The organism is Bacillus sp. GC_Bacil_1, from assembly GCF_026540675.1.
Lineage (GTDB): Bacteria > Bacillota > Bacilli > Bacillales > Bacillaceae_G > Bacillus_A > Bacillus_A cereus.
This window is the reverse complement of the sequence record NZ_JALNUG010000007.1, coordinates 247813-272454: the sequence shown is the minus strand read 5'-3', so window position 1 is coordinate 272454 and position 24642 is coordinate 247813. Positions and strand designations below refer to the sequence as shown.

Here is a 24642-nt window from a genome sequence, read left to right as displayed (position 1 = left end):
TCCCCAATTGTTAGACTGTGTCTAACAATTGGGGTGCAGTTCAAGAAGCTTGCTCTTTTGTATTATAGTGATATTTTCTTTTCAAATATGAGGTCGAAATATTCAGGTTGTCCAGAACTGCCAATCGTAGGGGCAACAATCTGTACGAACCTCCAGTCATCTCTAGCATGTTCTTGAATAATTTCTTGGTAGTCTTCAGCTAGTTTTGAGCGAGTGAGCCCCCAATGAAATTCGACTTTTACGAATTTATATTCAAACATTCAGATACCTCCCTTTAGTAATAAGTAAAGTATACAATAAAAAAATTCATAGTAGCTTGTATCATTTTTTTCTTCCTCCCTTAATATATATAAAATTAGCAAGCCATATTGAGTGGATTTTCTAACGACAGGAAATGTAATTCTACTAAGAGTGAAATTCACGCGGGACGGACTCTTATAGGATTTGTAACGTATAGATACAGTCCTTTAGAGCAGGGATAAAAGGGGGGACAAAAGTGATTGAAATTTGCTTCGAAGAAAAAAATGATGCTATGCACGTATATAGACAATTGCTGAAAAGAGCGGAAGTATTATATAAGGAAACGAGTGTGTATTTACAGGAACAAAAAGTGGTGATTCACATACCAGTACGTGAATCAAATTATATTGAAAAGATCTTATTGCCGGTAATGGTGTATTTTATTGTGAATGTGAAACAAAATGAGTGGATTTATACGATCTTAAAAGAAAAGTTTTTTTATGAAGAACAAGAAGAGTGTCATCAAATATTGCACATGGCACATGAGATTTTAAAGGGAAGAAGAAAAGGGGTAGCTCAGGATTTAACGCGTAACGCATTTGAGTCATATATTAAGTCTTCTTTAAATAATTGGCTTTGTGATCCGCTCTCATTCTCGTTTTCATCATATATCCGTTTTCGTCTTCGTACATATAGGGAAATGGTGGCTAAACTTGCGGAAGTGGCAATTGATGAATATAAGATGGAGCAAGAATACCAAATGTTCATTGAGACGCTTCGGCAACAAGTAAGTAGCCGTAAATCACGCTTGTCCTGCGTGCATCTTATTTTTGATGAAAGCTTTATCTTTTATGATGATAAAGGAAGACGTTTAAAACAGGAGAAGTTGGTCCAATATATAGATGAGGAATTATTAAAGCGAAATGATGTATATATTGATACGAAAGTAATTGCGCCGCTTCTTTCTATTTCGCCCAAAAAGATTTATTTATATACGAAAGAACAAGACCATAATATGATTATTACTTTGCGAAATGTGTTTCAAGAACGGGTCCAATTACATGGATTACATGATTTTGAGCGCAATGTGAAAAATTTAAAAAATAAAGGTAACGCCCTTGATTTTCTAAGTTTTTGAGCATATAATTACCTACATAAATGAAATATATCGAAATGTCATGATGAGGACATGAGTAGTTTTCTACGATTTTCAGAGAGGGAAGCCTTAGGGTGTGAGCTTCCTAGTACGGGATTATTACTTACCACCTCTAAACTTTAGCAGTGAACGGTTTTTCTAGTAATTGCTAACGGACAACACCGTTATGTTGAACTTGAGCAATTAACAATTATGTTAATTGGAACAAGGGTGGAACCACGAATTCAACACTCGTCCCTTTTTACGGGATGAGTGTTTTTTATTTTGAGAAAAAGAGGAGTGACCAGTGATGGCAGATGTAGTTAAAATTACTTTCCCTGATGGAGCTGTGAAGGAGTTTCCAAAAGGCGTAACAACTGAAGAAATCGCAGCTTCTATTAGCCCAGGCTTAAAGAAAAAAGCTGTAGCTGGAAAATTAAACGATGAGATGATCGATCTTGTTACACCAATCGAAGAAGATGGTGCAGTTTCTATTATTACATTAGATTCTGAAGATGGCTTATATATTTTACGCCATTCAACAGCCCACCTTTTAGCACAAGCGTTAAAACGTTTATATAAAGATGTTAAGCTTGAGCTTGGCATTGGTCCAGTAATTGAAAATGGCTTCTATTACGATATCGATATGGAAGAAGCAATTACAGTTGAAGACTTCAAGAAAATCGAAAAAGAAATGCAAAAAATCGTGAACGAAAACTTAGAAATCGTTCGTCATGAAGTACCACGTGCAGAAGCACTTCGTCGCTTTGAAGAAATTGGTGATGAGTTAAAATTAGATTTAATTAACGATCTTCCAGAGGATGCAGTTATTTCAATCTATGAGCAAGGCGAATTCTTCGACCTTTGCCGTGGTGTTCACCTTCCATCTACAGGGAAAATTAAAGTGTTTAAATTATTAAGCGTTGCAGGTGCTTACTGGCGCGGCGATAGCAATAATAAAATGTTACAACGTATTTACGGTACTGCATTCGTTAAGAAAGCAGAATTAGATGAGCACTTACGTATGCTTGAAGAAGCGAAAGAGCGCGATCACCGTAAATTAGGTAAAGAATTAAAACTATTTACTAATAGCCAAAAAGTAGGACAAGGTTTACCACTTTGGTTACCAAAGGGTGCAACAATTCGTCGTATTATCGAGCGTTACATCGTTGATAAAGAAGCAAGCTTAGGCTATGATCACGTATACACTCCAGTATTAGGAAGTAGAGAGTTATATGAAACTTCTGGTCACTGGAATCACTACCGTGATGGCATGTTCCCATCAATGGAAATGGATAATGAAGAATTAGTTCTTCGTCCAATGAACTGTCCTCACCATATGATGGTTTATAAAAATGATATTCACAGCTACCGTGAATTACCAATCCGTATTGCGGAACTTGGAACAATGCACCGTTATGAAATGTCAGGTGCGTTATCTGGATTACAACGTGTACGCGGAATGACTTTAAACGATGCGCACATTTTCGTTCGTCCAGATCAAATTAAAGAAGAGTTAAAACGTGTTGTAAACTTAACTCTAGAAGTGTACAAAGATTTCGGTTTAGAGAACTACTCATTCCGTCTATCTTATCGTGATCCAGCAGATACTAAAAAGTATTATGCGGATGATGAGATGTGGGAAAAAGCACAAGGTATGTTAAAAGAAGCTATGGATGAAATGGGTCTTGATTACTATGAAGCTGAAGGTGAAGCGGCATTCTACGGTCCAAAACTTGATGTTCAAGTTCGTACTGCTCTTGGAAAAGACGAAACACTTTCAACTGTACAATTAGACTTCTTACTTCCAGAACGCTTTGAATTAACTTATGTTGGCGAAGACGGTAAGCAACATCGTCCAGTTGTAATTCACCGTGGTGTTGTATCAACTATGGAACGCTTCGTAGCCTTCTTAATTGAAGAATACAAAGGTGCATTCCCAACTTGGTTAGCTCCAGTTCAAGTACAAGTAATTCCAGTTTCTCCGCAAGTACATTTAGACTATGCGAAGAAAGTACAAGACGAATTGCGTCGTGCTGGTATCCGTGTTGAATTAGACACTCGTGAAGAGAAGATCGGTTACAAAATCCGTGAAGCACAAATGCAAAAAATTCCGTACATGCTTGTAGTAGGTGACAATGAAGTAACTGAAAACGGCGTAAACGTACGTAAATATGGTGAACAAAAATCAGAAACAATCGCATTAGATGCTTTTGTTGACATGATTAAAGTAGAAGGAAAACGATAAGAAAAAGCCGCGGTATACCGCGGCTTTTCTTTGTAATATAAAAGAGAAAAACTAGAAAAAATAACCATGTAACACTTATCATAAAAAAGTATTGCAAGTATGTTAGTTGTTTGTTACAATATTTCTTGTTGTTAGTAAAACACATCGCGTCTTCTTGACAGACGTCATGTCCTATGATAAACTCATCAAGGATAATAGAATATTGTTTTGTGGAACAAGTAGAAGCACCCGCTTCTCACCTGATGGACGCATTCGCAGTTAGCAGGTAAATGTATTTCTTACTTAAGATTTTACAAGTGTGGGTGTCGTATGCCCGCACTTTTTTTGTCGGGTTCTATGACTACAAAATATGTTCTGAGAAAACCTTGGAGGTGGCTTACTATTAGCAAGGATATGATGATTAACGAGCAAATTCGTGCACGTGAAGTACGTTTAGTTGGCGCAAATGGCGATCAACTTGGAATCAAGTCTCGTAATGACGCTTTAGACTTAGCTGCAAATCTTAATCTTGATTTAGTATTAGTTGCTCCAAATGCGAAACCGCCAGTATGCCGCATTATGGACTACGGTAAATTCCGCTTTGAGCAACAGAAGAAAGAAAAAGAGCAGCGCAAAAATCAAAAAGTAATTAGCATGAAAGAAGTTCGTTTAAGTCCAACAATTGATGAACACGACTTTAACACAAAACTTCGTAATGCTATCAAGTTTTTAGAGAAAGGCGACAAGGTTAAAGCGTCAATTCGCTTTAAAGGACGTGCCATTACTCATAAAGAAATCGGTCAACGTGTTTTAGATCGCTTCTCAGAAGCTTGTGCTGAAGTTAGTACAGTTGAATCTAAGCCTAAAATGGAAGGACGCAGTATGTTCTTAGTTTTAGCACCGAAAAACGATAAGTAATAGATAGAGGAGGAAATACCTATGCCTAAACAAAAAACTCATCGCGGCGCTGCAAAGCGTTTCAAAAAGACTGGATCAGGTAAACTGAAACGTTCTCACGCTTACACAAGCCATTTATTCGCTAACAAATCTACAAAAGCTAAACGTAAACTACGTAAAGCTGGTGTAGTAAGCGCTGGTGACTTCAAACGCATTCGTCAAATGCTTGACAACTTAAAATAAGTTCGGCTGATATATAGAACAATTAGGAGGTAATATTATGCCAAGAGTAAAAGGTGGTACAGTTACTCGTCAACGTCGTAAAAAAGTAATTAAATTAGCAAAAGGTTACTACGGTTCAAAAAATACATTATTCAAGGTTGCTAACCAACAGGTTATGAAATCTCTAATGTATGCATTCCGTGACCGCCGTCAAAAGAAACGTGACTTCCGTAAATTATGGATTACACGTATCAACGCAGCAGCTCGTATGAATGGTCTTTCTTACAGCCGCTTAATGCACGGTCTTAAAAATGCTGGCATCGAAGTTAACCGCAAGATGCTTGCTGACTTAGCTGTTCATGACGAAAAAGCTTTCGCTGAATTAGCAACAGTTGCAAAAAACAACATTAACTAATTAATTAGTTGAAACCTTAGAAGAATTTTCTTCTAAGGTTTTTTGTTTGTGTTCAGAGAGAAGTTTGAAGTTCTAAAGATTAACGGATGTGTTGTTATCGATATGACAAAATCAACGTAAAAACTATAGCGATATAGAAGAATATACATATGAAGTCAGGAGAATCCTCCTGGCTTTTTTTAATTATGCACGTTTGGAAAGAAGAGTATCTTTCCTAGCCGAAACGACACTGCTATAATGGAAAGATGATATGGAACTTTCATCAGATGAACAATTTAAGAGTGATGACTGAAACGTATTTGCAAATTAAGGACAAGCTATTTTATAAAGAGGTAGATAGCTGACTTATTCATAAGAACTGAAACATAATAATGAACTTTGAGATGAAACAACATTGTTGCGTAAAATGCGATGTTGGAGGAGGACAATAGAATGGACTTACTACAACTATTTAAATTACAAAAAGAATTAGATGACCGTATTGCAAAAGAACATGACTTACAACCGAAAAAATTGTTAAAAGAAAAAATGTTAGCTCTTCTTGTAGAAATTGGTGAACTTGCAAATGAAACACGTTGTTTTAAATATTGGAGCAACAAACCAGCTTCGGAACGTGAAGTAATATTAGAAGAATACGTAGATGGTTTGCATTTTATTTTATCAATCGGAATTGATTTAGGTATTGATAAAAACTTCTTATTCTATAAATGTGCACAAACGAATAAAACACAAGTGGAAATTTTCTTAGACACATATGCGAAAGTAATTCGTTTTACAGATCAACCATCTATTACAAACTATATTGAATTATTTACGAGCTATCTTCGACTTGGACAAGCACTTGAATTTGAGCAAGAAGAGATTGAAAAAGCATATTTAGATAAAAATGAGGTAAATCATCAGCGTCAAACACAAGGATACTAATTTAATTTTTGAATATTTCAATTTAATTATTGTATAATGAATTGACTGAAGAAAAAGGAGGGTGTTGGCAATGACAAAATTAGACGCGACATTGACAATGCTAAAAGAATTAACGGATGCACGTGGTATTGCTGGTAACGAACGTGAACCACGTGAAGTAATGAAGAAATATATCGAGCCGTTTGCGGACGAACTTTCTACTGATAATTTAGGGAGTTTAGTTGCGAAAAAAGTAGGGGAAGAAAACGGCCCGAAAATTATGGTTGCAGGTCATTTAGATGAAGTTGGATTTATGATTACACAAATCGATGAAAAAGGTTTCCTTCGCTTCCAAACGGTTGGTGGCTGGTGGTCACAAGTTATGCTTGCACAGCGCGTGACGATTGTAACGCGTAAAGGAGATGTAACAGGTGTAATTGGTTCAAAACCACCGCACATTTTACCTCCAGAAGCTCGTAAAAAGCCAGTTGAAATTAAAGACATGTTCATCGATATCGGTGCTTCTAGCCAAGAAGAAGCGATGGAGTGGGGCGTACGACCAGGAGATCAAGTTGTACCGTACTTTGAATTCCAAGTGATGAAGAACGAAAAAATGTTACTTGCAAAAGCGTGGGATAACCGAATCGGTTGTGCAATTGCAATTGACGTATTAAAACAACTAAAAGATGAAAAGCATCCAAACGTTGTATACGGCGTTGGAACTGTACAAGAAGAAGTTGGTCTTCGTGGCGCAAAAACATCTGCGAATTATATTAAACCAGATATCGCGTTCGCAGTAGATGTTGGTATCGCTGGAGATACACCGGGTGTAACGTCAAAAGAAGCGCAAAGTAAAATGGGCGATGGACCACAAATCATTTTATATGATGCTTCTGTTATTGGACATACAGGTTTACGTGATTTCGTAGTTGATGTTGCTGATGAATTACAAATCCCGTATCAATATGATTCAGTAGCGGGCGGAGGAACGGATGCGGGTGCGATTCACATTGCTGTAAATGGTATTCCTTCTATGGCAATTACAATTGCAACGCGCTATATCCATTCTCATGCGGCAATGTTACATCGTGATGATTATGAAAATGCAGTGAAGTTAATTGTAGAAGTTATTAAACGTCTTGATAAAGAGGCTGTACATAACATTACATTTAATTAATAGAAAAAGCGAAGGAGATTCTCCTTCGCTTTTTTATGTTTTAAAAAGGCCGTTCTAATCCCGCTGCAGTATGAGCGCCTAAAATAATTAAACGAGTTAATTGCATCGCCATAAAATGCGGGGTATATATCATTCCTCTTTTAAGCCATGACATAATCATCCCTAGATGGGCACCAGTAACATAACTAATGAGAATATCGCGTGGAACCATTAGTTTTTCATCGTTAGGTTGTGAAATAGAGAGGCTTAATGTTAAATGCGTTTGAATTGCTTTCATCATCTTATACGTATAGTTTCCGGCAGCTTTATCACCAAGCATGACGTTATAGAAGTTAGTGTTTTCTGCAATATGTTCGAACAAGGCCAAAAAACTTGGATGTGGCGAATCAAATGTTAATTGGAAATCTTCTTTATTTCTATTTCTCGGTTTAATTACTTCAGTTAGCTTTTCTAACATTTCTTCAATGCTTTTGTCTAGTAAGTCATATTTATCGTGGTAATGGCTATAAAATGTAGCGCGGTTTACAGGAGCGCGTTCTGCAATATGTTGAACAGTAACATTTTCAAAACCTTTTTCGCCTACTAAAGCGACAAAAGCATCCTGTATGAGTTGTCTCGTCCGTTTTACACGTGGATCATTTGTATTTTTAATAGACATTTTTATTTCCCCTCGTTTAATTTTCTGTACTTAAACAACATATTGGTATTATATTGTTGTTTAAACGACATTTCATACGTAAATTGTCGGTTGTAGATTCAAAATAATTATTTATAATTATAAACGATAGTCCTTCAGAAATCAGCACCGCTCGCAGGTAGATAAATTTCGATTTACGCTGCAGATGGTGTGATTTTTTTGTTAAAAGGTTAATATAATTAACAATTAAACAATCTAAACAATAAGGACATAAATAGTTTAGAAAAAAATTATATGCGATATAAGGAGAGGAATGCAATGAATCAGTTTCGAAGAATGGTAATTATCAACATTATCACATTAATTGTACTAGTTGGCGGCGGTATTGGCGGTTATTACTATTACAATCAAACGGAAAATTACTTAAAAACAGACAATGCAAAGATTGATGGAAAGGTAATTCCGGTTGCTTCACCAGTAGCAGGTAAACTAACTGACTGGAAAGCTGAAGTAGGAAAAAATTATAATGAGAACGATAAATTAGGTACTGTTACTGTAGCGGCAGCTAATGGAGAACAAACAGTAGATGTAACAATTCCACAAAATGCAACAGTTGTACAATCAAACGCAACAACAAATGCTTTCGTTGGAGCAGGTAGCCCGATTGCTTATGCATTTGATATGAACAATTTATGGGTAACAGCAAACATTGAAGAAACAGATGTTGATGATGTTCAAAAAGGTCAAGATGTAGATGTGTATGTAGATGCATACCCAGATACAACGTTAACAGGAAAAGTAGAACAAGTTGGCTTAACAACAGCGAATACATTCTCTATGTTGCCATCAAGCAACGCAACAGCGAACTATACGAAAGTAACACAAGTAGTACCAGTTAAAGTTTCTTTAGATCATAGCAAATCAGTAAATATTGTTCCTGGCATGAATGTGACAGTTCGTATTCATAAGTAAGGGGGAGATGAGATGTCCTCAATTGTAATTGCAGGATATGCACTATTTTGTATAATCGTCTTCTTCCTTGTAAATCGTCTTTTACGAAAGAAAAAAACGAAAATGGGAGAAGAACAAGTCCCAGCCGTAAGTAAAATAGAAGTAAGTAAAGTTGAAACAGAAGAGAAAGAAATTGAACGAAAGCAAGAATCGGAAATTTCTAATGTAGTTGAGTTAGAAACAGGAAAGCAAGAAGAAGTAAAACAAGAAAAAGAAGTGCCGAAAAAACAAATGTCTATGCCTGTAGAGAATGTGAACGTAAAAGCAGTTGTAGCTGTATTAATTCTCGGCATGTTCGTTTCTATTTTAAACCAAACAATCATTAACGTTGCATTACCTCCGTTAATGAATGAATTTAATGTATCAACTTCAACAGCACAATGGTTAATTACAGGCTTCATGCTTGTAAATGGTATTTTAGTACCGATTAGTGCCTTTTTAGTTTCACGATTTACGTATCGTAAATTATTCGTAGCAGCAATGTTATTCTTCACGGTAGGATCTATCATTTGTGCTACTTCAGGAAACTTTACAATGATGATGACAGGTCGCGTAATTCAAGCAGTTGGTGCGGGTATTTTAATGCCGGTTGGTATGAATATCTTTATGACGTTATTCCCGCCTCATAAACGCGGAGCGGCGATGGGATTACTAGGTGTAGCGATGATTTTAGCGCCAGCTATCGGACCAACTGTAACAGGTTGGGTGATTGAAAACTATAGCTGGAACTTAATGTTCTATGCGATGTTTATTATTGGTTTAATTATTACGTTCCTATCTTTAAAATTCTTTACACTAGCTCAGCCAGTGTCTAAAACGAAATTAGATATATTCGGTGTGGTTAGTTCAAGTATTGGACTAGGAAGCTTATTGTACGGATTTAGTGAAGCTGGAAATAATAGTTGGACTAGTGCAGAAGTCATTATTTCACTTGTTATCGGTGTAATTGGTTTAGCGTTATTTATTTGGAGAGAGTTAACAACGGACAATAAAATGCTTGATTTACAAGTATTTAAATATCCAGTATTTACTTTTACTTTAGTAATTAACGCAATCGTTACGATGGCATTATTCGGAGGTATGTTATTGCTTCCAGTATATCTGCAAAACATTCGTGGCTTTACGCCAATTGAATCTGGTTTACTACTTCTTCCAGGATCATTAATTATGGGGATCATGGGACCAGTAGCGGGTAAATTATTCGATAAATATGGCATTCGTCCATTAGCGATAATTGGATTGGCAATTACGACGTATGCGACATATGAATTTACAAAATTATCGATGGATACACCGTATAGCGTTATTATGACGGATTATATTATACGTTCAATTGGTATGTCATTCATTATGATGCCAATTATGACAGCTGGTATGAACGCGCTACCGATGAAATTAATTTCTCACGGTACAGCAACGCAAAATACGTCAAGACAAGTAGCTGGTTCAATCGGAACAGCGATTTTAATCACACTTATGACGCAACAAACAACTGCTCACGTAGCAGATTACGGCAACATGTTAACAACATCAAACCCAATTTTAGTTGATAAAGTACACGGCATGGGTCAAAGCTTAGCGGCCTTAGCTGGATCAGCTCAAGCAGGAGACGCGATGAGCACACAACTATTATATGGACAAATTTCAAAGCTATCTGCAATTAACGGTATTAACGATGCCTTCTTAATTGCAACGATACTTGCAGGGATTGCTTGGGTGTTATCGTTCTTCTTACCATCAGGCAATAAACAAAATAGAAAAGCAGGGAATTAATTTCCCTGCTTTTTTGTCTTTTTAAAGAGTGAGATATAAAAAATGATAACCAGTTACGGAGCACAGCCCTGTTATAAACAAAATTGTCCCCATAGAACAAATACTCGATATTTGCCTGCCGCTTATAATAGCTAATAGTCCAGCTAAAGAGAAGAAGCACCAATATAAAGTTCCCGAAATTGGAACCATCCCCTCTAAATCTATTCCAGAACCTATACAAACAATAGGAACAACGATGAGTAATATGCTAGTGAAACCAGCTATAATGGTAAGTAATTTACGATGTTTCATGCCAGCAATAATTAAAAAAATGCCGACGATGAATTCGCATAACATTAAAGTAAGAGCCAAAATCATCCAAGTTAATATTCCAAACACTTCTGTATTACCTCCGATTTGTGGGTTTCAAAAAATGTTATATATAGAATGAATCACCTACAGACATGAGTACCCAGAAAATAACCCCTAATATTCCAATGGTAAAAATAATGAATCCCGTATTACGTATACTTTTAATTTTGGCTTGTACTCCACTTACCCCTGCTAATAATCCAGTTAAAGAAAATAGGGTCCAGTAAAGAGCAGTTGGAATCGGGAAAATTGTATCGATATGAATCCCTACACTTAAAAGAACAAAAGGTAGTGTGACAAAGGATAGGCTAAGTAAGCCCCATTAAACCAACGAGTAATTTCCCATATTTAATCCCTGTTACTATTAAAAAAATACCACCAGCAATCCCGCATAGTAAGAGAAGTGGCGTGAAAAGCATCCAAATAATACTGAACATATGTAAACTCCTTTATGTGAATTAAGTTATATTTTACTACATGAGGTTTATTTTGGATATTATTAATGAGTATATATAAATTGAAGGAAATGGGTAATAACGATACGGATTATCAAAAACGCTAACCGCAGAAGAGTTTGAAGTTATGATAAAAGAGTAAAGAGAGGTATCGCGATGATACCTCTTTTTAACTCAAGAATGCCAACATGTTATTCATAATATGAAATAACATAGCTGGAATAATGGACTTTGTTTTTTTACATAAAATGGCCATTAATAATCCCATAAAGAAAGTAATTACCATTACCCCAAGTGAGTATGTATGAGCGATACCGAAGAAGAAACTTGTTACGATGGCTGCAATCCAAAATGGAAAGCGTTCAGAGAAGAAGCGAAGTATAAAACCACGGAAAATAAGTTCTTCAAAAATGGGTGTGAGTATTGCAAAGCTGAGAAGTAATAATATTTGATATTGCTTAAAGACGTCTAAGCTTAGTGCGGAAGATTGCTGCTTTGTTGCGTCTTGGAACACATAATTTAACAAGATGTAATTGAGTATGATGTTGATAACGAAGAAAAGAAGTAAGTATACGTATGTGCGCCATTCTTTCAGTGTTTTAAAGTTAAAAGATTTTAGTAGTAATTTTTTTGCGGGTTCGAATTTAAAAATGAAGAATAACAATACAGCTAGTTGTAATACGGTACTTGCAGTATTTGCAATAGATTCATACAGGGCAACTTGTTTTTTATCTGTAAGACCTGCTGTATAAATTGTTAATGGCATTGCGAGGAACACAGTAATAAGTCCAGTTCCAAAAAAGGCGAATAAAACAGAGCTAATAAATTGTCCCCATGACATCGAGTGTTTTTGTTCATTAGAAAGCTGTGTAGCGGGTTGCATTTGTAAAATCACCTCTTTTATATTTGTATATTTAATTATAAAGTAAAATGTTTTTGAATGTAATATTTAAATATTACATATAAAGTGAAACTTTAATCATTGGGGAGGTTCATCCCTCACTGATTATCAGCCCTCACCAATCGGGCTTTTACGGGCAGTTGATTCCCCACCTAACTTCCTCGTCTTTGCTGAATTTCGAGGTGGGGGTCTTACTGCCCGTTAATGCGGGATAAAGGTTTATTTTCCATAAAATAATAAAAGAGGTATCACCCTGTAGTGATGCCTCTTTCTCATTGATAACTATGTTCTGCCTTGTTATTCAATTTGGCTTGCTCTATTTGCAATTCACGCTCTACCAATCGATCTAATTGCTGAATAGCTTTAAGTGCTTTTTCATAAGAAATCGTTCTATAATGATGAGCTCCGCCTGGTTCTTCATCTGCTTCGTCTGCCCATTTAATAATGCTTTGAAGAGATGTTCTTTCAATTTCTTGTTCCACTAAGAAAGAATCTGTATGCAGAAGGATTGCGATAGAAATTTCTTTTGCTAGTTTTGGATGTTCTCCCAATCTAATAAGTAATTTATGTGCTCTTTCTGCGCCTTTAATTGCATGGATATCATTCTTTTTATATAAGTCATAGTCCCATTCGCCGCCTGTGTACCACGTATGATGTCCGATATCATGAAGGAAACCGGCTTTTGTCGCAGCATCGACTGAGGCGTGGTGCTTTTTAGCTAAGTGAAACGCATGGTAAGCGACAGCGATCGCGTGGACCATTCCGGAACGGTTTACGTATTTTTGTGTAATGTGATGTTTAAAAACTTGTTCAAGCGTAATACGGTGCATAAAACATTCACTCCTTTTATCTAATGATGTATACGAAGAAAAATCGATCGGTTTAAATGTATTTTGAACATTGTACTCCATCATAGTTCGTTAGTAAAGTAGAAATGTTTAGGAGAAGAAAAATTTTTTTCGTAAAAAATCACCTTAGCTTATGCGAAGGTGATTTTCAAATTGCTTATTTTTTTAATCCTTGCTCTAGTGTTTCTAACATTTCGTGCTTTTCATTTTCATCAGCGTTTTTCCAAATGACTTCAAATAAGACGCCAAGACCTGGAAGCATTTTTTCTTCACCGCTTTGAATTGCATCGACAATTGTTTCTTGTAATTGATCTTGTGAATTACCAGATACATTCGCTAATACGGCACCGCGTAAATTAAAACTCATTGTTTTCACCTCTTCTTCAGAATTGAAACTGACGTTAGTTTTTGTTCTTTTTTATGTAAATATGTATGAAAAATAGGCTATAATGATAAGACAAGAAGAGAGGGAAATACATATTATGAAAAACATTGATTCAGTACAAAATCCGCGTGTAAAGCAGTGGAAAAAGCTGCAAACGAAAAAAGAACGCGATAAAAAAGGTTTATTTTTTGTAGAAGGATTTCACTTAGTCGAGGAAGCTTTGAAGGCAGGAATTGTAACAGAACTTATCGTTTCAGATCAGACAGACCTTCCGAAAGATTGGACAGTTAATGATGTGGAAATGTATATCGTGCCTGAGGCGATTGTAAAAATACTTCGTGAAACAGAAACGACGCAAGGTGTATTTGCTGTTTGTGAGAAGCATGAGAAAGAAGTAGCTCTTACTGATGGGAAATTCCTTTTATTAGATGGCCTGCAAGACCCAGGTAATTTAGGAACAATTATTCGTACAGCTGATGCAGCTGGTATTCACGCCGTTGTGCTTGGAGAAGGTTGTGTTGATGTTTACAATAGTAAAGTACTCCGCTCTACACAAGGCTCTATTTTCCACTTACCAATTGTAAAAGGGAACTTAGAAGAATGGGTAGACAAGTTAAAAGAAAATAACGTTCCTGTATATGGAACAGCTCTTGAAAATGGAGTTCCGTATGGTGAGGTAACGCCGGCGGGCAGTTTTGCATTAATTGTAGGAAATGAAGGAAATGGCGTACGCCAAGAAATTCTTGCAAAAACGGATCAAAACTTGTATATTCCGATTTACGGCGGGGCAGAATCATTAAATGTTGCGGTTGCAGCAGGGATTTTAACGTATTATTTGCAAAGCCCGGTTGCGAACAAATAAAAAACTTCTTATAATAAGTTGAAGTACATTATATTAAAAGTTAAATAACGAAAAACGTTGATAGAGAAGAGTAGCTTACAAAATCGCCATATAGGGAGAGAGTGCCGTAGACTGAAAGCATTCTTATGGTAGACGGAAGTGAATTCACCTCTGGAGTTGACGCCAGGACCATGTATATGTAAAGGCGTTCCGGTCAGAATTGATCGTTATAACTAATGAGTGGGCAGACTTGTTCTGTCAATTTAGGGTGGTACCGCGAATTTACCTCGTCCCTTTTTGGGAGCGAGGTTTTTTTATTTTTAAAATTAGGAGGGTTCCAAAATGGAAGCACGTTTAAAAGAGCTAAAGCAAAAAGCGTTAGAGCTTATTGAAGAAGCGAAAGAGCTAAAGGGCTTAAACGACGTACGCGTAGCGTATTTAGGAAAAAAAGGTCCAATTACAGAAGTATTACGCGGCATGGGGAAATTATCAGCAGAAGAGCGTCCACGTATGGGAGCATTAGTGAATGAAGTACGTGAAGCGATTCAAACGCGTCTAGAAGACAAAATTAGCAACTTAGAAAAAGCAGTAATTGAAGCGAAATTAGCTACGGAAACAATTGATGTTACATTACCAGGTCGTCCTGTTGAAACAGGTTGTCACCATCCGTTAACAGCTGTTGTTGAACAAATTGAAGATGTATTCATCGGTATGGGTTATGAAGTAGCTGAAGGAACAGAAGTAGAAAAAGACTACTACAACTTCGAAGCACTAAACTTACCGAAAGATCACCCAGCACGTGACATGCAAGATACATTCTACATTACAGAAGAAACGTTACTACGTACACATACATCTTCTGTGCAAGCACGTACGATGGAAAATAATAAAGAAAAAGGCCCAATCAAAATTATCTGTCCTGGTAAAGTGTATCGCCGCGATGATGATGATGCGACGCATTCACATCAGTTCATGCAAATTGAAGGTCTTGTAATTGATAAAAACATTCGTATGAGTGACTTAAAAGGTACACTGCAAGTATTCGTGAAAAAGATGTTCGGTGAAGATCGTGAAATCCGTCTTCGTCCAAGTTTCTTCCCATTCACAGAGCCATCTGTAGAGATGGATATTTCTTGTATGATGTGTCATGGCAAAGGTTGCGGCACTTGTAAAGGAACTGGCTGGATTGAAATTTTAGGCGCAGGTATGGTTCACCCGAACGTACTTGAAATGGCTGGTTATGATTCAAAAGAATATCAAGGTTTCGCATTCGGTATGGGCGCAGAGCGTATCGCAATGTTGAAATACGGCGTAGATGACATTCGTCATTTCTATACAAATGATGTACGTTTCCTACAACAATTCAAACGAGCGTAAGGGAAGGAGAGGATAAATATGTTCGTATCATATCGTTGGTTACAAGAGTATGTAGATATTAAAGATGTAACAGCACAAGAACTAGCAGACAAAATCACGAAAAGTGGTATTGAAGTAGAAGGCGTTGAAGTATTAAATAAAGGTGTAAAAGGTGTTGTAGTTGGTCACGTATTAGAATGTGAAAAACACCCAGAAGCTGATAAATTAAGCAAATGCTTAATCGATATCGGTGAAGAAGAGCCAGTTCAAATTATTTGTGGAGCTGCTAACATTGCAAAAGGTTTAAAAGTACCAGTTGCAAAAGTTGGTGCTGTACTTCCTGGTAACTTCAAAATTAAAAAAGCAAAACTACGTGGTGAAGCTTCTCACGGTATGGTTTGTGCTCTTCAAGAGCTTGGCATTGATGGAAAGTTAGTTTCAAAAGAATATGCAGATGGTATCTTCATCTTCCCAAGTGACGCTGAAGTTGGTGCAGATGCACTTGAAATTTTAAACTTACACGATGAAGTACTTGAGCTTGGTTTAACACCAAACCGTGCAGATTGCTTAAACATGTTAGGTGTTGCATATGAAGTGGCTGCTATTTACGGCCGCGAAGTAAAACTTCCAGCTATCGAATTACAAGAAACAGCAGAAAAAACTTCTGATTATATTTCTGTAAGTGTAGAAGCGAAAGAAGAAAACCCATTATACATTGCAAAAATGGTTAAAAACGTAAAGATTGGTCCATCACCAATGTGGATGCAAACTCGTCTTATGGCAGCTGGCATTCGTCCAATTAGCAACGTAGTTGATATTACAAACTACATTTTAATGGAATACGGTCAACCGTTACATGCATTCGATTACGATAAATTAGGTTCAAAGGAAATCGTTGTTCGTCTTGCAAAAGAAGGCGAAAAAATTGAAACGTTAGATGATCAAGAGCGTACATTACAAAGCCACCACCTTGTAATTACAAACGGAACAAAAGCCTTAGCTGTTGCTGGTGTAATGGGCGGAGCGGATTCTGAAGTTACAAATGAGACAGTAAACGTTCTAATTGAGTCTGCATACTTTGCAGGTCAAACAGTGCGTCGTACATCAAAAGACTTAGGTCTTCGTAGTGAATCAAGTGCACGTTTCGAAAAAGGAATCGACCCAACACGTACATTTGAAGCAATTCAACACGCAGCTGCTTTAATGGCGAAATATGCTGGCGGTGAAGCACTTGAAGGTGTAGTAGAAGCTGACAACTTACAAGTACAAGAGCGTACAGTATCTGTTACTGCTGAAAAAGTAAACCGTGTATTAGGTACAAATATTTCTGCGAGTGAAATGGGTACAATGTTTACAAACTTGAAATTCCCATTCACAGAAGTAGAAGGAACATTCCATGTAAATGTACCAGCACGTCGTCCTGATATTACAATTTCAGAAGACTTAGTAGAAGAAGTGGGCCGTCTATACGGTTATGACCACATTCCAGTTACATTACCTTTTGGAACAATGACTCGTGGTAAATTAACATCAGCACAAACGAAACGTCGTAAAGTACGTCGCTTCTTAGAGGGTGCTGGTTTATATGAAGCAATCACGTATTCATTAACAAGCGCTGACAAAGCGAAACAATATATGGTTGAGCCAAACGAAAAAGCACCTGTAAACCTTGCGCTTCCAATGAGCGAAGAGCGCAGCCAACTTCGTTTAAGCTTAGTGCCACAATTGCTAGAAGCAGTTTCATACAATGTTGCTCGTAAAAACGACAGCGTTGCTTTGTACGAAGTAGGTTCTATTTTCTTACCAACAGAAGCAGGAGAACTTCCGAAAGAAGAACAACACCTTGCAGGTGTTATGACAGGTCTTGCTCTTCACCATGCATGGCAAGGTGAGAAGAAAGTAGTAGACTTCTTCGTTGTGAAAGGTGTACTAGAAGGACTATTCGACGTACTTGGCGTTTCAAACCAAATCACATATGCACCAGCAAAACGTGAAGGTATGCACCCAGGCCGTACAGCTGACATCGTATTAGATGGCGAAGTAATTGGCTTCATCGGTCAATTGCACCCAGAAGCAGAAAAACAATTAGATGTGAAAAATACATTCGTATTTGAATTATCTCTTGTAAAAGTATTCGGTGCAGACGCTGAAGAAACTTACTACTCAGCAATTCCGCGTTTCCCATCTATGACACGCGACATGGCTGTTGTAGTAACAAAAGAAACAAAAGCTGGTGAAATGAAGCAAGTTATTGCTGAAGCTGGCGGAGAACTTCTGAAAGATGTAACATTATTCGACTTATACGAAGGTGAAAAAATGGAAGAAGGCAAGAAATCACTTGCATTCTCTATGACTTACTTCGATGCAGAACGTACGTTAACAGATGAAGAAGTAACAGAAGCGCATAACCGTGTATTAACAACGGTAGAAGAGAAATTTGGTGCGGAGTTACGTAAGTAATTAGAAAATTGCTGGATTCATTCCGGCAATTTTTTTATTGCACAATCGTCGACAGATGTCGGTAAGTCGATATATTACAAAAATCGCTTATATATTTTCTGGCATCTTGCATCTTTCTCTCGAATGTAGTACATTAATTTTAGTTTAACAAAATGAAAGACGATGATAAGGAAAAGTAGTATATACTATAATCCAAAGCGAGTCAGGGGCGGTGAGAGCCTGATGAGGCGGTATATGTGAAGAACACCTTGGAGTTGCTAACCGAAATTGAATCTTGTATTCAAGAGTAGACTTAGACGGGAATCCGGCCTGTTACAAACCGGGAAGTATGTATTACATACGAGTTAAAGTTGGTCTTTATGACAAATTGGGTGGTACCGCGAAGTTTAACCTTTCGTCCCTTTATGGATGAAAGGTTTTTTTGTATTTAAATATATCAGCAAAGGAGAATTTCACTATGGAAAACACATTAGTAAAAAGTCTGTATAGAGATACAGAAAAGTATGCAGGTCAAACAGTACAAGTATCAGGGTGGATTCGTAACTTACGTGATTCAAAAGCATTTGGTTTCATCGAATTAAACGACGGTAGCTTTTTCAAAAGCGTTCAAATCGTTTTCGATACAGAATTAGAGAACTTTAAAGAAATTGCAAAGCTTCCACTTAGCTCTTCAGTGAAAGTAGAAGGTAAAGTAATTGCAACGCCTGGAGCGAAGCAACCATTTGAAATTAAAGCAGAAAAAATTGATATCGAGGGCTTATCAGATTCTGATTACCCACTTCAAAAGAAGCGTCATACGTTTGAATACTTACGTACAATCGCTCACTTACGTCCAAGAACAAATGCATTCTCTGCAACGTTCCGCGTACGTTCTATCGCAGCATTTGCGATTCACCAGTTCTTCCAAGAGCGTGGATTTGTACATGTTCACACACCAATCATCACTGGTAGTGATACAGAAGGTGCTGGCGAAATGTTCCGCGTAACAACGCAAGATTTAAATAACCTACCAAAAGGTGAAGACGGAAAAGTTGATGAATCAAAAGACTTCTTCGGTAAAGAAACAAACTTAACAGTAAGTGGACAGCTGAACGCTGAAGCGTATGCATTAGCATTCCGTGATGTATATACATTCGGACCTACATTCCGTGCGGAAAACTCAAACACAACTCGCCACGCTGCTGAGTTCTGGATGGTTGAGCCTGAGATTGCATTCGCTGAGTTAGGCGATGTAATGGATCTTACAGAAGATATGCTGAAATATGCAATGAAATATGTATTAGAGCATGCACCAGAAGAGATGGACTTCTTCAACAGCTTCGTTGATAAAACAGTTCTAGAGCGTATGAACAACGTGATTAACTCTGACTTCGGTCGCATCACATATACAGAAGCAATTAAAGTACTTCAAGAATCAGGTGCTGACTTCAAATACCCAGTAGAATGGGGTATTGACTTACAAACAGAGCATGAAAGATACTTATCAGAAGAGATCTTCAAACGCCCTGTATTCGTAACTGACTACCCGAAAGACATTAAAGCGTTCTACATGCGTATGAATGAAGATGGAAAAACAGTAGCTGCTACTGACCTTCTAGTTCCTGGCATCGGCGAATTAATCGGCGGAAGTCAACGTGAAGAAAGAATGGACGTTTTAGTAGACAGAATTAAAGAATTAGGTATGAACGAAGAGGACTACTGGTGGTACTTAGAACTTAGAAAATACGGCGGTACAAAACACGCTGGATTCGGTCTAGGTTTCGAGCGCTTCCTAATGTACATCACTGGTATGGCTAACATCCGTGACGTAATTCCATTCCCAAGAACTCCAGGTTCTTCTGAGTTCTAAAATATGAAAAAAGCGAGAGGATTTCCTCTCGCTTTTTTGTTTGCATAGTTTATGACCCCGTAGCAAAAAGTAACGCGAAGGGGTGAATATAAATGAGTAAAAAAGTGAAAAAAGATCATTCAAGGTCAAGCCTTGGTTCTCCAGAAGTAGAAGGACAAGGAACGACGACACATGAAACAGGTTCACATAAAGTACCTTCATCAAATAAGAAGCAGAAACGAAGCTAACATAAAAAAGGAGAGTCTTGGCGACTCTCCTTTTTTCATGTATTACATCTTCTTATCGTTAATTTCTTTTGTAATGTTATCGACATCTTTGTCTAATCGATCGAAATAGAAAAACCACAGTAAACTCATGAACACGTAATAGATGGCCATCACGCCAAGATTATCAGATATATTTTCGAATGTGGATTTAGTAGTGAAAAAAGCTCCCCAAATGGTAGAAATAGTGAAGTAAGAAAGTGGGCCTACGAGGTGTACGAAAACATATAATATCTTTTTAACTTTTACAGCGTTCGTATGAAAAACCTCCTCTTTCTAATCATACATTCAAGTTCCTCACAGAAGTGTTGTAGTTTTGCTGGATTATGTATTAACGAGCGAGCATCGTGTTTCCCGATAAATTTTCGAATCCGAAAGTTTAATAAGAAAGATCGGCCATAGCGCTCTATTAAATCGTTGAACGCTCGTTGTTCACTTAATAGCTGAATGTTTTCCCTAATTTCAAACTGTCTTTCGTGTGGATCGCCTAGTAAAATATTTAGAATCATTTGTATAAGTAGCAATGGGGATCTCCTCCTTTGTTAGAATAATCTGTATATTATAATTATAACAAAACTATAAGGACAATAGTAGGGTGAAACAAAAAACAGGAGTTTGTAGGCTCCTGTTTTTGTCGATACTATTTTAATAAGCGAAGCGCCTTCTCCGTATTAGCGAAATGCAGTTTCACAAACTCAGGTAATCGTTCTTTACCAAGCTTTTGAATTAATTTAGCAGCAGCGATATCAACTTGTTTACCAGCACCTTTTGGAAGTGGCATACCAGCTTTTTTACTTAGTTCGTCAAACTGTTTTACGAATGAGTAGCGAGCTAAAATAGAAGCAGCGGCTACTGCTAAATGGACGCTTTCACCTTTCGTAGCGAAATAAACATTTTCACGCTGTACCTGTTTTTGTTTTGCTAAATATTTATAGTATGTATCAGGTTGTGTGAATTGATCGATTAAGACGCCTTCAGGTTTTGTAGGTGCCATTTTAGCTAATAAGTTTGTAATAGCTTTATTGTGTAGTAAAGCTTTTAACTTACCTTGGTTGTTTCCTTTATCAAATAGCTCGTTATATTTTTCATTATGAAGGACAAGGGAGCTGTAAGGAACAACGTGTAGAAGTTGTTTCGCAATGGCAGTAATTTGATCGTCATTTAAGTTTTTAGAGTCTTTTACACCAAGTTCTTTTAGTAGTGGAATTTGCTTTGCATCCACATATACAGCAACGACTGTCATCGGTCCAAAGAAATCTCCCGTACCAACTTCATCAGACCCTACAATAGACATTGTACCGATGGAAGCGGGCGGCGCATAACGATGGGAATCGACAGATTTTTTTACAGCTGTTTTCGGTGTTTGAGAGACAGTTTGCCAACGAGAAGCTTCTGCTTCAGCGCGGCTTCCTTGGAACATTACTTTTCCAGATTTATACGCTGTAATTGTGCAAGATGGTACCTTGGCCATGAAGATTCCGCCTTGTGGAATTTTTGGGCTAAGCGAATGTTTATATTGTTGTTTCATGTCTTCAATTACTGTAGAATTTGTTTGAATTACGATAGAATTTGACATAATGGTCGCCCCTTTTTTTATATTGTTATTTTTATCATATCGGATTGTTCTTTCTGTTTCCATATTATGAAGGTTCATGGTATGATAAACTTTAGGATTCTGTACGTGATTGGAGGCCGGTGAGTTGTCACAACAAAAGGGAAAGAAAAGTCGAATTAATGTAGAAATCTATGGTCAGCAATATTCAGTTGTTGGCGATGAAAGTACAAGTCATATCCGCATGGTAGCAGCGATTGTGGATGATAAAATGCGCGAACTCAATGCCAAGAATCCTTCGCTTGACACGAGTAGACTAGCGGTATTGACGGCGGTAAACGTCATACACGATTACATAAAATTAAAAGAAGAACATGAGAAATTGAAAGAAAGTATGACAAAAAAAGGAATGGAATAACATGATTGATATTATTATCATTTTACTGCTTGTTATGGGATTTTTCCTCGGTTTACGCAGAGGGTTTATTCTGCAACTTGTAAAGTTAACAAGCTTTATTATCGCATACCTTGTTGCATACTGGTACTGTAAAGATTTAGCGCCAGCACTTGCGAAATTTATTCCGTATCCATTTGATAAAAACGTATCTGTTCCAGAATGGATTGATGCAAATAATATTGAGACAGTATTTTATCAAGCGCTTGCGTTTATCATATTGTTTATTATCACTAAAATTGCACTTTCATTACTTGGTAATTTGTTAAATATGTTTGCAGAAATACCGGTTTTAAAGCAAGTAAATGCGTTTGCGGGGGCAATCCTCGGATTTTTAGAAGTATATATTATTTTGTTTGTCTTAATTATCATTGGAAATATTCTTCCGATTGAACAAGTACAAACACCATTACAAAAATCATCAATTAGCAAAATAATTGTAGACGATACACCGATTCTATCTGAAAAGGTGAAGGAACTATGGCAGACAGGTAGCAGAGTATAACTTCTCTTTTTTCGGAAAGAGAAGTTTTTTTCTATGAAAGAAAGGCGGGGCAATGATGAAAGTAAATAAAAAACAAGTTATCAAATTATTAGAGACAATCGGGCTTTTTATGGAACTAAAGGGTGCGAATCCATTTAAAATATCTGCATTTCGTAAAGCGGCAGCAGCATTAGAAAGTGACGATCGTAGTCTTTCTGAAATTGAAGATTTCACAAAGATTCCAGGAATCGGAAAAGGAACAGCAGCCGTTATTCAAGAATATATAGAATCGGTAACATCTGAAGTATTACAAGAACTTGAGAAAGAAGTACCAAGTAGCTTATTGCCGTTATTAAAACTACCAGGACTTGGTGGTAAAAAGGTGGCTAAGTTATATAAAGAACTTGGTGTTGTTGACATGGAATCGCTAAAAGCTGTTTGTGAGGAAAATAAAGTACAGGCTTTAGCAGGTTTCGGTAAGAAGACAGAAGAGAAAATATTAGAAGCAATCGATCAAGTAGGCTCTCGTCCAGAGCGTTTACCAATTGCGATGGTATTACCTATTGCCGGGGAAATAGAGGAGAAATTGTCGAATATTGCTGAAGCCATTCGTTTCTCTCGCGCTGGTAGCTTACGCCGTGTTCGTGAGACAGTGAAAGATTTAGATTTTATCATTGCAACGACAGAACCAGCAGCGGTACGTGAGCATTTACTACAATTCGATAATATGATTGAAGTAATCGCAAGTGGAGATACAAAAGTTTCTGTCCGTCTTCAATATGAATATGATATTTCAATCGATTTTCGTTTAGTAAAACCAGAAGAGTTTATTACAACTCTTCACCATTTCACAGGATCAAAGGACCATAACGTAAAAATGCGTCAAATCGCAAAAGATAAAGGCGAGAAAATTAGTGAGTACGGTGTAGAGAACTTGGAAACAGGTGAAGTGAAAACATTTGAGACTGAAGAAGACTTCTTCGCTCATTTCGGTCTGCCATTTATTCCGCCAGAAGTGCGTGAAGATGGAAAAGAAATTGAATTAATTAAAGAGTATCCGAACTTAATTCAGTTTTCCGATATACAAGGTGATTTACATATGCATACAACTTGGAGTGACGGTGCTTTTTCTATTGAAGAAATGGTACAAGCGTGCCGTGCTCGTGGATACAAGTTTATGGCGATTACTGATCACTCGCAATATTTGAAAGTAGCGAATGGTTTAACGAAAGAGCGTCTTCGTGAGCAAGCGAAAGAAATTGAACGTATGAATGAAAAGTATCCAGACATTACAATTTTACGCGGAATTGAAATGGACATTTTACCAGATGCCTCTCTTGATTTTGATGATGAAGTATTAGAAGAATTAGACTATGTCATTGGAGCGATTCACTCTAGCTTCTCACAAGACCGTGAAACGATTATGAAGCGTCTGCGTACTGCACTTGAGAATAAACATGTCACAATGATTGCCCATCCGACAGGACGTCTTCTCGGGCGCCGTGAGGGTTATGATGTAGATACAGATTTATTAATTGAACTCGCAAAAGAGACAAATACAGTTTTAGAATTAAATGCGAATCCGAACCGTCTAGATTTAAGCGCGAAATTATTAAAACAAGCACAAGATGCTGGTGTAAAAGTAGCGATTAATACGGATGCTCATACACTTGAAATGTTAGAAGATATGGAAACAGGTGTAGCTGCAGCACGTAAAGGTTGGATTCAAAAAGATAACGTGATTAACACATGGGATATTGAACGTTTATTAGACTATATTAAACGTAATAAGTAACACAAGGGGGA

26 protein-coding genes, 1 pseudogene and 4 other annotated features are annotated in these 24642 nt (G+C 37.2%); of the genes and pseudogenes, 17 read left to right on the top strand and 10 right to left on the bottom strand.

Annotated features, from left to right (window positions below; all coding sequences use genetic code 11):
* Nucleotides 1-62: 62 nt before the first annotated feature.
* On the bottom strand, nucleotides 63-260 hold the full coding sequence (locus OXT04_RS13865) for a DUF4177 domain-containing protein (protein ID WP_000464454.1): 198 nt from the start codon (nucleotides 258-260) through the stop codon (nucleotides 63-65).
* 236 nt (nucleotides 261-496) lie between these two features.
* Here OXT04_RS13865 and ytxC point away from each other — a divergent pair, with 236 nt between their 5' ends.
* From ytxC to OXT04_RS13830, 7 genes are all read left to right on the top strand, one after another.
* On the top strand, nucleotides 497-1378 hold the full coding sequence (gene ytxC, locus OXT04_RS13860; RefSeq protein ID WP_016512262.1) for a putative sporulation protein YtxC: 882 nt from the start codon (nucleotides 497-499) through the stop codon (nucleotides 1376-1378).
* Nucleotides 1379-1409: 31 nt separating this feature from the next.
* Nucleotides 1410-1638, top strand: a binding site (T-box leader).
* 47 nt (nucleotides 1639-1685) lie between these two features.
* Nucleotides 1686-3623: a threonine--tRNA ligase gene (thrS, locus tag OXT04_RS13855; protein WP_000786077.1), complete on the top strand. Its 1938-nt coding sequence runs from the start codon at nucleotides 1686-1688 to the stop codon at nucleotides 3621-3623.
* A 210-nt stretch (nucleotides 3624-3833) separates the two neighbouring features.
* Nucleotides 3834-3954, top strand: a sequence feature (ribosomal protein L20 leader region).
* Between the two features lie 62 nt (nucleotides 3955-4016).
* Nucleotides 4017-4520, top strand: coding sequence for a translation initiation factor IF-3 (gene infC / locus OXT04_RS13850; RefSeq protein WP_000973215.1), 504 nt, complete (start codon nucleotides 4017-4019; stop codon nucleotides 4518-4520).
* 21 nt (nucleotides 4521-4541) lie between these two features.
* Nucleotides 4542-4742: a 50S ribosomal protein L35 gene (gene rpmI, locus OXT04_RS13845; protein ID WP_001125945.1), complete on the top strand. Its 201-nt coding sequence runs from the start codon at nucleotides 4542-4544 to the stop codon at nucleotides 4740-4742.
* A gap of 37 nt (nucleotides 4743-4779) precedes the next feature.
* Nucleotides 4780-5136, top strand: coding sequence for a 50S ribosomal protein L20 (gene rplT / locus OXT04_RS13840; protein ID WP_001138362.1), 357 nt, complete (start codon nucleotides 4780-4782; stop codon nucleotides 5134-5136).
* A gap of 432 nt (nucleotides 5137-5568) precedes the next feature.
* Complete coding sequence (locus OXT04_RS13835) at nucleotides 5569-6060, top strand: dUTP diphosphatase (protein ID WP_000365050.1); 492 nt, start codon at nucleotides 5569-5571, stop codon at nucleotides 6058-6060.
* Nucleotides 6061-6130: 70 nt separating this feature from the next.
* Entirely contained in the window at nucleotides 6131-7216 is a 1086-nt protein-coding gene (locus OXT04_RS13830) for a M42 family metallopeptidase (RefSeq protein WP_000163561.1), read from the top strand.
* A 40-nt stretch (nucleotides 7217-7256) separates the two neighbouring features.
* On the opposite strand, the gene OXT04_RS13825 is transcribed toward OXT04_RS13830, so the two are convergent.
* Nucleotides 7257-7874, bottom strand: a complete 618-nt coding sequence (locus tag OXT04_RS13825; RefSeq protein WP_000023672.1) for a TetR/AcrR family transcriptional regulator — start codon at nucleotides 7872-7874, stop codon at nucleotides 7257-7259.
* A gap of 297 nt (nucleotides 7875-8171) precedes the next feature.
* On the opposite strand from OXT04_RS13825, the gene OXT04_RS13820 reads away from it, so the two are divergent.
* Together OXT04_RS13820 and OXT04_RS13815 are read left to right on the top strand one after the other, a co-directional pair.
* Nucleotides 8172-8825, top strand: coding sequence for an HlyD family secretion protein (locus tag OXT04_RS13820; protein WP_001071420.1), 654 nt, complete (start codon nucleotides 8172-8174; stop codon nucleotides 8823-8825).
* A gap of 12 nt (nucleotides 8826-8837) precedes the next feature.
* A complete protein-coding gene (locus tag OXT04_RS13815; protein ID WP_000095294.1) occupies nucleotides 8838-10637 on the top strand; it encodes a DHA2 family efflux MFS transporter permease subunit in 1800 nt (599 codons plus the stop codon).
* A 21-nt stretch (nucleotides 10638-10658) separates the two neighbouring features.
* Here OXT04_RS13815 and OXT04_RS13810 read toward each other — a convergent pair whose 3' ends face one another.
* From OXT04_RS13810 to sspI, 5 genes and pseudogenes are all read right to left on the bottom strand, one after another.
* Entirely contained in the window at nucleotides 10659-11015 is a 357-nt protein-coding gene (locus OXT04_RS13810) for a hypothetical protein (RefSeq protein ID WP_000467059.1), read from the bottom strand.
* 37 nt (nucleotides 11016-11052) lie between these two features.
* Nucleotides 11053-11425 (bottom strand): annotated as a pseudogene (locus tag OXT04_RS13805) (DNA-binding protein).
* Nucleotides 11426-11612: 187 nt separating this feature from the next.
* Nucleotides 11613-12326, bottom strand: a complete 714-nt coding sequence (locus OXT04_RS13800) for a CPBP family intramembrane glutamic endopeptidase (RefSeq protein ID WP_001182112.1) — start codon at nucleotides 12324-12326, stop codon at nucleotides 11613-11615.
* A gap of 290 nt (nucleotides 12327-12616) precedes the next feature.
* A complete protein-coding gene (locus OXT04_RS13795; RefSeq protein ID WP_000554805.1) occupies nucleotides 12617-13174 on the bottom strand; it encodes an HD domain-containing protein in 558 nt (185 codons plus the stop codon).
* Between the two features lie 175 nt (nucleotides 13175-13349).
* On the bottom strand, nucleotides 13350-13559 hold the full coding sequence (gene sspI, locus OXT04_RS13790) for a small acid-soluble spore protein SspI (protein ID WP_000009509.1): 210 nt from the start codon (nucleotides 13557-13559) through the stop codon (nucleotides 13350-13352).
* Nucleotides 13560-13641: 82 nt separating this feature from the next.
* On the opposite strand from sspI, the gene OXT04_RS13785 reads away from it, so the two are divergent.
* The 5 genes from OXT04_RS13785 (at nucleotide 13642) to OXT04_RS13765 (ending at nucleotide 20310) form a co-directional block, all read left to right on the top strand.
* Complete coding sequence (locus OXT04_RS13785; RefSeq protein ID WP_001986644.1) at nucleotides 13642-14439, top strand: TrmH family RNA methyltransferase; 798 nt, start codon at nucleotides 13642-13644, stop codon at nucleotides 14437-14439.
* A 48-nt stretch (nucleotides 14440-14487) separates the two neighbouring features.
* Nucleotides 14488-14716: a binding site (T-box leader), on the top strand.
* A gap of 44 nt (nucleotides 14717-14760) precedes the next feature.
* Entirely contained in the window at nucleotides 14761-15795 is a 1035-nt protein-coding gene (gene pheS / locus OXT04_RS13780; protein WP_000388222.1) for a phenylalanine--tRNA ligase subunit alpha, read from the top strand.
* A gap of 18 nt (nucleotides 15796-15813) precedes the next feature.
* Nucleotides 15814-18234 carry a phenylalanine--tRNA ligase subunit beta gene (gene pheT, locus OXT04_RS13775; RefSeq protein ID WP_000498194.1) on the top strand — a complete coding sequence of 807 codons (2421 nt, stop codon included), beginning with the start codon at nucleotides 15814-15816 and terminating at the stop codon, nucleotides 18232-18234.
* A 153-nt stretch (nucleotides 18235-18387) separates the two neighbouring features.
* Nucleotides 18388-18639 (top strand) — a binding site (T-box leader).
* A gap of 52 nt (nucleotides 18640-18691) precedes the next feature.
* The gene (gene asnS / locus OXT04_RS13770; protein WP_000432187.1) at nucleotides 18692-20083 is read left to right on the top strand and encodes an asparagine--tRNA ligase; all 1392 of its coding nucleotides are present in this window, start codon (nucleotides 18692-18694) and stop codon (nucleotides 20081-20083) included.
* 92 nt (nucleotides 20084-20175) lie between these two features.
* The gene (locus tag OXT04_RS13765) at nucleotides 20176-20310 is read left to right on the top strand and encodes a YuzL family protein (protein ID WP_000039592.1); all 135 of its coding nucleotides are present in this window, start codon (nucleotides 20176-20178) and stop codon (nucleotides 20308-20310) included.
* A 42-nt stretch (nucleotides 20311-20352) separates the two neighbouring features.
* On the opposite strand, the gene OXT04_RS13760 is transcribed toward OXT04_RS13765, so the two are convergent.
* From OXT04_RS13760 to rnhC, 3 genes are all read right to left on the bottom strand, one after another.
* Nucleotides 20353-20580 carry a hypothetical protein gene (locus OXT04_RS13760; RefSeq protein ID WP_071713960.1) on the bottom strand — a complete coding sequence of 76 codons (228 nt, stop codon included), beginning with the start codon at nucleotides 20578-20580 and terminating at the stop codon, nucleotides 20353-20355.
* An 11-nt stretch (nucleotides 20581-20591) separates the two neighbouring features.
* Nucleotides 20592-20870 carry a hypothetical protein gene (locus OXT04_RS13755; RefSeq protein ID WP_000924589.1) on the bottom strand — a complete coding sequence of 93 codons (279 nt, stop codon included), beginning with the start codon at nucleotides 20868-20870 and terminating at the stop codon, nucleotides 20592-20594.
* Between the two features lie 116 nt (nucleotides 20871-20986).
* Nucleotides 20987-21922, bottom strand: a complete 936-nt coding sequence (rnhC, locus tag OXT04_RS13750) for a ribonuclease HIII (RefSeq protein WP_098533473.1) — start codon at nucleotides 21920-21922, stop codon at nucleotides 20987-20989.
* Nucleotides 21923-22046: 124 nt separating this feature from the next.
* Here rnhC and zapA point away from each other — a divergent pair, with 124 nt between their 5' ends.
* Genes zapA through polX form a run of 3 tightly spaced genes read left to right on the top strand, consistent with a single transcriptional unit; the run spans nucleotide 22047 to nucleotide 24631 of the window.
* A complete protein-coding gene (gene zapA, locus OXT04_RS13745) occupies nucleotides 22047-22316 on the top strand; it encodes a cell division protein ZapA (RefSeq protein WP_000082701.1) in 270 nt (89 codons plus the stop codon).
* A 1-nt stretch (nucleotide 22317) separates the two neighbouring features.
* The gene (locus tag OXT04_RS13740) at nucleotides 22318-22857 is read left to right on the top strand and encodes a CvpA family protein (protein WP_000565409.1); all 540 of its coding nucleotides are present in this window, start codon (nucleotides 22318-22320) and stop codon (nucleotides 22855-22857) included.
* 55 nt (nucleotides 22858-22912) lie between these two features.
* The gene (polX, locus tag OXT04_RS13735) at nucleotides 22913-24631 is read left to right on the top strand and encodes a DNA polymerase/3'-5' exonuclease PolX (RefSeq protein ID WP_267415273.1); all 1719 of its coding nucleotides are present in this window, start codon (nucleotides 22913-22915) and stop codon (nucleotides 24629-24631) included.
* Nucleotides 24632-24642: the final 11 nt, after the last annotated feature.